Raw genomic sequence first — 8,105 nt, 5'->3', positions numbered from 1 at the left:
GGTAACACTGAAATGGTTTTTTCAGTTCTTGGTTGAACTTCTACATCAATATTGAGCATTTTCACTGTAAAAGTATGAGGTTTACTTCCTTTATTTTTCAATAATAAAGTTGTCTTTGTACCATTTGGAATTGTGATGTTTTTCGGATTAAAATAATCATCATTCAACTCTACTACGATTGTTTGCGCACGATCATTTGCATCTGAAACCTTAGATTCAGCAAAAGCTTTGAAATTACCTGGTGTTGCCATTAACACAATCGTTGCTAAAAAAACAATTAGTCCTGATAACCAATTTTTCATTAACACTCGCATTCCCTCCTTTCCTATGCAATATTCTTTTCCATTTGATGGAAAATTATCACATTTTATTTATTTGATCATTAAAAAAAACTGTCCTCTTATAGAAAACAGCTTTTCATTTATTTTAAGTTATTGATTTGCTTCCCACTTTTTAATTTCTTCTCGAACGGTTGGTGCAACTTCCTTACCTAATAGTTCGATTGCTTTCATTACGTCTGCATGTGGCATCGAACCAACTGGTACATGAAGCATAAATCTTGTGATTCCGACATTTTTTCGAAGGTTGATGATTTTTTTTGCTACAGTTTCAGAATCACCAACATAAAGTGCACCTTCAAGGCTTCGTGCCGCATCGAATGCAGATCGATCATAAGTTCCCCAACCACGTTCCTTTCCAAGCTTATTCATTACTTGCTGTGTTGATGGGAAAAATTTATCAACTGCAGTCATTCTATCCTCTGCGATGAACCCGTGTGAATGGGATGCAATTTGTAATTTGTTTACATCATGACCGGCATGAACAGCTGCTTTTTTATAAAGCTCAACAAGTGGTGCGAACTGAATTGGTCGTCCACCTATTATTGCAAGTACAAGTGGAAGTCCTAATAAACCAGCTCGAACGACTGACTCACTGTTTCCTCCACTTCCAATCCAAATTGGCAGTGGTTCCTGAACTGGACGTGGATAGATACCTATATTATTAATGGCTGGACGATGTTTTCCACTCCATGTTACAAATTCAGATTTTTGCAAGGTTAACAGTAAATCCAGTTTTTCTTCAAAAAGCTCATCATAGTCGTTTAAATTATAGCCGAATAAAGGAAATGATTCGATGAATGAACCACGTCCCGCCATGATTTCCGCTCGACCATTGGAAATACCATCAAGCGTAGCAAAATCTTGAAATACTCTTACTGGATCTGCTGATGAAAGTACAGTTACTGCACTTGTTAGCCGGATACGATTTGTTTGTGATGCTGCAGCAGCTAGTACGACAGCTGGAGATGATGCTGCAAAATCATTACGATGATGTTCCCCTACTCCAAATACATCTAATCCAACTTGATCTGCCAGAATAATCTCCTCAACCACTTCACGTAAACGTTCTGCATGGCTTATTAAAACACCTGTCTTTGTATCAGGTGTTGTTTCTACAAAAGTACTAATTCCTATTTCCATTAAACTATTCCTCCTAAATTCTGTAATTATATAGCAAATATGATCATTTTTATAAAGTTCTGTTCCTAGAATGATTAAACAACTTAAATATACCTCAAATTCGAGATAAATTCTAACAAAGTAGTATAATGCAAGTAAATGATAGAATTGTCATCATAAGTATAACTAGAAAAAATACATTTTCTGAATTTTAAGAGTATAATAGAGTATTAGAATTACTTCTATGTTCACCTACATAAATTCTAATCAAAAGTAATTATCCAAAGTAGTGAGAAAGGATGTTTAAGTATGAATAAAACTAAACCAACTGAAGTAACAGTTGATGGTTTCTTTAGACGTCAATTAAATCGTTTTTCTACACCATTTGGAACTAAACCACAAGAACTCCCTGTTGAAGCAGGTCGATATCGACTCATTTGGTCAGCTGCTTGTCCATGGGCCCATCGTTCTGTTATTGTACGAAAAGTTTTAGGCTTAGAAAACGCGTTCAGTTTAGGAACTGTCAGTCCAATGCGTCCTAGATTACCTCACGTGGATTGGGAATTTTCTTTGGATTCAGGCGGAGTTGATCCAATATTAAGTGTTCGCTATATGAGTGAAATCTATCATAAATCAGATCAAAACTATTCAGGACGTCCGACAGTACCTGCAATGATCGAGATTAGCTCTGGTAAGGTTGTCAATAATGACTATTTTAAGCTAACAAATTATTTCGAAACAGCTTGGAAGCCGTACCATAAAAAAAATGCACCAGATCTATACCCAGTTTCCATCCGACAAGAAATTGATGCGCTAAACGAAATCATATTCACTGATGTAAACAATGGTGTATACAAATGTGGTTTTGCACAATCTCAGAAAGCCTATGAGGATGCTTATGAAACGCTATTTAATAGACTAGATGAGCTAGAGAAACGCTTATCTAAACAACGTTTTTTATTTGGTGATAAAATTACTGATACTGATGTTAGGTTATATACAACATTAGTACGGTTCGATGCTGCTTACTTTACAGCCTTTAATACGAATCGAAATTTAATTCGCGAGTATAAAAACTTATGGGGCTATGTTCGAGATTTATATCAAACACCTGGGTTTGGGGATACAACTGATTTTGATGCAATTAAACGACATTATCATTTATCAATAACCATCTCGCCAGATAAAGAAGAACCAAAAGTCTTACCAAAAGGTCCTGAACTTATGATTTGGAATTCGAAGCACAATCGAGAAGATTTAAGTGGACAAAAAGAAAAGTTCCTCATTCATTAAGGCAAAAGGAGATGCAATCTAAATGGTAAAAATAAAAATTTGTAATGCTGAAAAAGAGATGTTTCAGTCTATTCGAGAACAAAGAATTAACGCTTATGATGAATACGTCAACTTATTACCAGATAAACATTGGAATGCTTTAAAGAAGTCCCTCTTATCAAATGTTGATGAACAAGAAGGCGTGGAAATAATTGTTGCCACGGTTTTAGGAAAAATTGTCGGTAGTGTCGCTTTATTTCCAGCTAAAATAAATGCCTATGGAGATTATATCGACGAACTTGATTATCCAGAGATTCGAATGCTTGCTGTAGACTCAAGCAACCGCGGTCAAGGAATTGCTTCTGCGCTAATTTCAGAATGTATTAATCGTACGAAGGAAAAAGGATTCGATGCAATTGGATTACATACCGGTGAATTTATGAAAAATGCCATAAGTTTATATGAAAGTATCGGATTTAAACGTTTACCAAAGTTTGACTTTGAACCAGCAAATGATGGGATTATCGTCAGAGCTTATCAGATGAAGATTTAAATCATATATACTATACTTTATTAAATTTAATCTTCTTCAATAAAAGGGCTGTCCAAAGTTTTCTAACTTCAAACAGCCCTTTTAAACTTCTCTATTTATTTAATGGATATTTGTTATAAAACGAATATCGTGTTAAGAATTTCACCTATTTAATTTGTGTTATTTAATTAGAGATATCATCTTCACTTCGGAATACTATCTTATTATGATTCTTTTTAATATAAATTTGGAGTGTATTAATTGTCAAAAACAGATGAATCAAACATTCTAATTGAGCCTTGGAACGAAGCAGATCTAAATTTACTTTTGTCATCGAATACGAATAATATGATGAAATATCTTGGTGGTCTAGAAAGTTTAAATCAAATTATGAGTCGACATAAGCATTATCTTGAAATGAGCCGAGTAGGTACAGGACAAATGTTTGTAATCATTTTGCTTCCTTATAGAACAAAAATAGGAACTGTTGGCTACTGGGATCGCATATGGGAAGGTAAACTTGTTTATGAAATTGGTTGGAGCATTTTACCTCAATTTCAACGAAAAGGTATCGCAACAATCGCAGTAAAAAAAGCTATTAAGAAAGCCCAAAAAGAATCTAAACATAAATACATTCACGCTTTTCCTTCTACTAATAACATTCCATCTAATAAAATATGTGAAAAATTAAATTTCAAGTTTATTAAAAAATGTAATTTTGAATATCCAATTGGTAAATTTATGGTATGTAATAATTGGCGACTAAAGACAAGGAAGAAAAATTGAAGTTAGGTCATAAACGGCCTAACTTTCTTTTTTTAAGGCTAATTCCTAATTCGCCATGTTAAGTCTGTTTAAAATTCTAGTATTCTCATAATTTTTTCAATATAATAAGCAGGTGCGATTACATAAAAAAAGCCGATTCCAATAGATATTGGGTCAGCTTTATGTCTATTTTACTCAAAATAAAATAATGAATCGTGAGAAGTATTTGTCTGATAGTAATTTACTAAATCTTCTACAGAGATTCCTCTAATTTCAGCGATATCATTAAAACTCATATCATAATGATATGACAGTTCATGTAAAGATAATGCTGGATTATTTGCTAATAATTCATAATCAGGTAGATTGTCAAATTGTTGTGACATACTCTTCACTTCCTTTTACAGTTTCTTACTATCCTTTCCTAAAATTTACAAATTTAGTCAAGATTCGTAAAAAGATTTGAAATGTATATAAAATGATCAGTTAGGTGGTTCTATGATTCAAACTATTTTACACGCTTCGTTATTATCATTTGGATTAATTCTTCCTTTAGGGGTTCAAAACGTTTTTATTTTTCAACAAGGTGCAACTCAAAAAAGATTTATTAATGCACTTCCTGCTGTAATAACTGCATCGATTTGCGATACTTTATTAATTACTTTATCTGTTACAGGAGTTTCAGTGCTAATATTAACATCATCTTATTTAAAGACCGCTCTTTTATGTTTTGGCGTTTTGTTTTTAACTTATATGGGCTGGCAAACATGGAAAGCTGAATCTTCAAATGTAACTACAAATTCGGATCAGTTTTCAGTAAAAAAACAAATATTGTTTGCTGCATCAGTTTCACTTCTAAATCCTCATGCAATTTTGGATACTATAGGCGTAATTGGAACAAATTCACTTCAATATGATGGCCTTGAAAAAGTTGCTTTCTCAGTAACGTGTATTGCAGTTTCGTGGATCTGGTTTTTGTCGCTCGCTATAACAGGAAGAACGGCAGGAAAACTTGATCAATCTGGTAAATTTATGTTGGTTCTTAATAAAATATCAGCTATCATCATTTGGTGTATTGCTATTTACCTAATTAAAGGCATATTAAAAGGATAAAAAAATGCAGGTTAAGGAGTAATCCTGAATCCTGCTTTTATTTATTCTATTTAATTAGAAAAAGCGTAAAGAAGACAATGTTAGAAAAGCTTCAATTAACCTCAATAATTTCTCTTTTTCTTCATTGTTTAACATTGAATTAGCTTTACGTATGAGGTTCACACCTTCTATCCAATCGTTTTCATCAATTGGTACATATCCTGCTAATTGAAACATCTGAATAACAGGAACACCGAGTGGTTCTGCCAACTTTCGAATAATTTCTGTTGACGGAATACCTCTTTTGCCATTTTCAATTTGTGAAATATATGAATGCGATACATTTGCTTTTTTTCCAAGGCATTTGATTGAAAGATTTTTTTGTAATCGTGACTGTCTTATAAATTCAGCAAATATTTTTGAACGATCCTCAATCTTTTGCTCTTTATAGATCACATCAAATTTTAGATTACTATTCATTTCTATCTGTGAAAGATTAAATACTTCCTCTGATAAATTTCTTAAAGGAGTTTTTAATCTTTCAGGTGCATTAATAATATAAGCACACCAAATTAAATCTTCAGCATTTCCACCAGTCACTTTAGCAATCGCTCTAGTTAATTTCTCTTCAGGTGGAGTCAATTTCGCATTTTGTAATTTGCTTAAATAGCTCTTGTCTTTTGAAAAACCCAACTTATTTAATTCATTGGCTATTTCAGTCAAACTTAAATTTGAATTTTTAATATATTGCTTTAATAATTTGTAGTACATGCTCACACCTTTTTCTATTTTGCTCTACTTTTATTTTTATGTGTACAACATGGACTTTGACACTGTTGTGAATTGGGTTATTTTGGAAATTTTTAAAAAAATGAGGAAGTACTTAGAATCTAACCGTTCATAAGGTAAAAAGAACTAAACCCACTCGTTTTGCTGAGTGGGTCTTAAAATCTTATAAATTTTTAAATTTTTTTCGCTTCTTTCCGATTTACCCTAAATTATTTCCGATACTCTATTACGGAGAATTTCAATTAATTCTTCGTCCATAAACTGATAATCATCAGCTATATCTAGATTGACAATCTTTTTATCATTGAGTAAATCACCGAATTTATCGCGTATTCTTCTTAAATGTTTTTTCTCCATTACAAAAATAATATCAGCCCAACCAATATGTCCCTCGGTCACTTTAATTCTAGCACCAGTTTCAGTACCCGCGGATCTTGCTTTGTTGCCATTATTTAAGTGAAAAATCTTTTCTGCTGTAGGACTTCTCCATTGATTTTTGCTACAAATAAATAATAATTTAATTGTTCTTCACACCTTACTATTAATTGTTTATTACTAAATAAATATGAGCCAAATGATGTTCGCTATGCCAAGCGTATAAAGCTAAGATGAAATCTATACTAATATTAATTTTAAGTTCAGGGTGATAACAAGTGCGATTAAACTCTTCCTCTGTTAGTGATTCAAGTAAAACTACGTAACGTTCGTGAATACCTTCGATTATTTTTAAAGAACTATGAAAATCAAAATTCGAATCACTTAATGAAATCCATGCATTTTCATCATAGGCTTTGATTGTAGGATTTTCTTCAGTTAAAGCTAGTTTAACTCTCATAAAGCTATTCATATGGCTATCAGCAACATGATGAATAACTTGTTTTGGTGTCCAACCACCTTCACGATAAGGTGTGTTTAATTGTTCTTCAGTAAGGGATGTGATTGCCTCTTTATATTTAATCGGTGCATCTTTTAGTACTTTAATAAATTCTTTACGTTGTTGATGAGTGTAGCTTGATGGTAAAGTAAATCTGCCAATCGGATATTTTAAATTTTCCATTTCAAATCCCCCATTTTTTTAACTTTTTATAAAAAAACAACAAAGCCTTTCAAAGACTTTGTTGTTAAATTACGAATTAAAGTGTATTAAATGTTTCAGTTAATACTGGAACGATTTGTTTTTTACGAGATACAACACCTTTTAATAAAGCAGTGTTGTTTTCTAACGTTACATTGTATGCTTTTTCTACCGCATTAGTAGCAGTTCCTTTTGCAACTGCGATCGAGTCGTTTGTTAAAATATCTGTTACAACAAATAAGAATAAGTCTAATCCTTTATTAGCTACGATGCCTTCAAGTACATTTTCTAATTCAGTTTGACGAGAAAGTACGTCATTAGTATCAACTGCGTTTACTTGTGCAATTTCTACTTTATAGTTACCCATTTGGAATTCTTTAGCATCAAGTGAAACTAAAGACTCAATAGATTTATCAGCTAAGTTTGCACCTGCTTTTAACATTTCTAGACCATATTCTTCTGCATTTACTCCTGCGATTTCTGCAAGTTCTTTTGCAGCAGCAACATCTTGATCAGTACAAGTTGGAGATTTGAATAATAAAGTATCAGAAATAATTGCTGAAAGCATTAAACCAGCAACTTCTTTCTTAATTTCGATATTATTTTCTTTATACAATTTGTTTAAAATTGTAGCAGTACATCCAACTGGCTCACAACGGTAGTATAATGGATCGCTAGTTTCAAAATTAGCAATACGGTGATGATCAATAACTTCAAGTACACGAACTTGTTCGATATCATCAGCACTTTGTTGACGTTCATTATGATCAACTAAAATAACATTATTTGTTTCAGCTGCAACTTTTACTACTAAGCGTGGTGCTTCAGATTTAAATGTATCAAGTGCAAATTGTGTTTCTGCACTTACTTCACCTAAACGAATTGCTTCAGCATTTTCACCTAAAGCCTTTTTTAATTCTGCATATGCAATTGCAGAGCAAATTGTATCTGTGTCTGGGTTCTTGTGACCAAAAACTAGTACTTTTTCCATCAAAAATTCTCCTAACTATATCTTGTTTTTCATTTTTTTATGTATTTTAATGCCAGGAATTGGCTTTAATATAAAACGCTTCAATAATAATACCATATCAAAATAAAAAAAAATAGCCAAAATGGCTAT

General features: G+C 32.4%; 11 protein-coding genes. 4 read left to right on the top strand and 7 right to left on the bottom strand.

What is annotated here, in order from left to right; translation table 11 throughout:
- A partial coding sequence (locus COE53_RS07215; RefSeq protein ID WP_286162543.1) for a cupredoxin domain-containing protein occupies positions 1-302 on the bottom strand: 302 nt, incomplete at its 3' end.
- Between the two features lie 129 nt (positions 303-431).
- Positions 432-1,481, bottom strand: a complete 1,050-nt coding sequence (locus COE53_RS07210; RefSeq protein ID WP_069032615.1) for an LLM class flavin-dependent oxidoreductase — start codon at positions 1,479-1,481, stop codon at positions 432-434.
- A gap of 288 nt (positions 1,482-1,769) precedes the next feature.
- Between COE53_RS07210 and COE53_RS07205 the strand changes: the two genes are divergently transcribed.
- From COE53_RS07205 to COE53_RS07195, 3 genes are all read left to right on the top strand, one after another.
- Entirely contained in the window at positions 1,770-2,753 is a 984-nt protein-coding gene (locus COE53_RS07205) for a glutathione S-transferase family protein (protein ID WP_098947608.1), read from the top strand.
- A 22-nt stretch (positions 2,754-2,775) separates the two neighbouring features.
- Positions 2,776-3,285 carry a GNAT family N-acetyltransferase gene (locus COE53_RS07200; RefSeq protein WP_069032613.1) on the top strand — a complete coding sequence of 170 codons (510 nt, stop codon included), beginning with the start codon at positions 2,776-2,778 and terminating at the stop codon, positions 3,283-3,285.
- Between the two features lie 240 nt (positions 3,286-3,525).
- On the top strand, positions 3,526-4,050 hold the full coding sequence (locus COE53_RS07195) for a GNAT family N-acetyltransferase (RefSeq protein ID WP_069032612.1): 525 nt from the start codon (positions 3,526-3,528) through the stop codon (positions 4,048-4,050).
- Positions 4,051-4,220: 170 nt separating this feature from the next.
- Here the strand turns inward: COE53_RS07195 and COE53_RS07190 are convergent, their stop codons facing one another.
- Positions 4,221-4,415: a hypothetical protein gene (locus COE53_RS07190; protein ID WP_025569137.1), complete on the bottom strand. Its 195-nt coding sequence runs from the start codon at positions 4,413-4,415 to the stop codon at positions 4,221-4,223.
- A gap of 112 nt (positions 4,416-4,527) precedes the next feature.
- Between COE53_RS07190 and COE53_RS07185 the strand changes: the two genes are divergently transcribed.
- Positions 4,528-5,142 carry a LysE/ArgO family amino acid transporter gene (locus COE53_RS07185; protein ID WP_025569135.1) on the top strand — a complete coding sequence of 205 codons (615 nt, stop codon included), beginning with the start codon at positions 4,528-4,530 and terminating at the stop codon, positions 5,140-5,142.
- A 54-nt stretch (positions 5,143-5,196) separates the two neighbouring features.
- On the opposite strand, the gene COE53_RS07180 is transcribed toward COE53_RS07185, so the two are convergent.
- The 4 genes from COE53_RS07180 to COE53_RS07165 form a co-directional block, all read right to left on the bottom strand.
- Positions 5,197-5,892, bottom strand: a complete 696-nt coding sequence (locus COE53_RS07180) for a helix-turn-helix domain-containing protein (protein WP_069032611.1) — start codon at positions 5,890-5,892, stop codon at positions 5,197-5,199.
- Between the two features lie 222 nt (positions 5,893-6,114).
- The gene (locus COE53_RS07175; RefSeq protein WP_084006766.1) at positions 6,115-6,432 is read right to left on the bottom strand and encodes a low molecular weight protein tyrosine phosphatase family protein; all 318 of its coding nucleotides are present in this window, start codon (positions 6,430-6,432) and stop codon (positions 6,115-6,117) included.
- Positions 6,433-6,451: 19 nt separating this feature from the next.
- The gene (locus COE53_RS07170; RefSeq protein WP_069032609.1) at positions 6,452-6,967 is read right to left on the bottom strand and encodes a YfiT family bacillithiol transferase; all 516 of its coding nucleotides are present in this window, start codon (positions 6,965-6,967) and stop codon (positions 6,452-6,454) included.
- A gap of 76 nt (positions 6,968-7,043) precedes the next feature.
- Positions 7,044-7,976, bottom strand: a complete 933-nt coding sequence (locus tag COE53_RS07165) for a manganese-dependent inorganic pyrophosphatase (protein WP_069032608.1) — start codon at positions 7,974-7,976, stop codon at positions 7,044-7,046.
- Between the last annotated feature and the right edge of the window lie 129 nt (positions 7,977-8,105).

It is taken from the genome of Bacillus sp. AFS029533 (genome assembly GCF_002585125.1).
Taxonomy (GTDB): Bacteria; Bacillota; Bacilli; order Bacillales; family Bacillaceae_G; genus Gottfriedia; species Gottfriedia luciferensis_B.
This window is presented reverse-complemented; position numbering and strand designations above follow the sequence as displayed.